Raw genomic sequence first — 921 nt, 5'->3', positions numbered from 1 at the left:
CTCGGCGATGGCCACCTCTTCGCTGATCGCCGGCCTGGCCCAAGGAAACGGTCCTTTCTTTGGGTCCACGAGCTCGTCGCATTCCGCATGGACCATGGCCACGCCTCCGATTTCCCGGATGGCCTCCATGGCCGCCTTGAGGGTGCGGAGGTCCGTGCGCCGGCCGGATTCAGAATAGGCCAAATAAAATTTGAACGAACGCACCCCGAGGTCCTTGACCTCCGAAATTTCCCGGACACGATCAGGAGTCCAGCCGATCATCTCCACGTGGAAGCTGTAGTCCACGGTGGAGACTTTGGCCTCGGAAAGCCTCTTTTCCAGGGCTTCGGGCAAGGAAACTTCAGGGTGGCCCAGGGTGAAATCGATGAAGGTGGTGACCCCGCCGCAGGCCGCGGCCAAAGAACCACTGTGAAAATCGTCGGCCGAGCGCGTCCCCGCCACGGGAAGAGCGAAATGCACATGGGCATCAATGGCTCCGGGAAGGACCAAAAGCCCGCGCGCTTCGAAGACCTCAGTTGCTGGAGCTTTCGCCAATCTCACGATCTTTCCGTCCTCGATGTACACCGTGCCCCGTCCCACGCGCCGAGGAGTGACCAGAGTCCCACCTTTGATGACGAGGTTTCCCATGGACTGACTCCTTTTCGGCGCGGGCATGCTATCTGCGCTCTCTTTTCTTTGCAAACTTTTGGCAAAAGAAAAGGGCCGCCGAAGCGGCCCTTTCCTCCACGAGGATGCTTATCTCTATGGATCGGCTTTGACTGTAGGCGGCCGGTTCACGTTGAGGACGGTGATCACTACTTGGTCCTCGGCCACGGCCCCGCAGGCGTCCACCACGCGCATGGTCACCAAGGCCGTGATGGACTCGCAGCCCTCCACCTCGGGAGCGATGAAGATCGGGCAGGGGGTGTCCACCGCGATGAG

At 60.6% G+C, this 921-nt stretch carries 2 protein-coding genes; both read right to left on the bottom strand.

From position 1 onward, the window contains the following. Positions 1–627 (bottom strand): amidohydrolase family protein (locus H5T41_11385; protein MBC7109361.1); only part of this gene is annotated, 627 nt, incomplete at its 3' end. A 114-nt stretch (positions 628–741) separates the two neighbouring features. Beyond that, on the bottom strand, positions 742–921 hold a 180-nt coding region (locus H5T41_11380; GenBank protein MBC7109360.1), incomplete at its 5' end, for a hypothetical protein.

It is taken from the genome of Methanomassiliicoccales archaeon (assembly GCA_014361295.1).
GTDB lineage: Archaea > Thermoplasmatota > Thermoplasmata > Methanomassiliicoccales > JACIVX01 > JACIVX01.
This window is presented reverse-complemented; position numbering and strand designations above follow the sequence as displayed.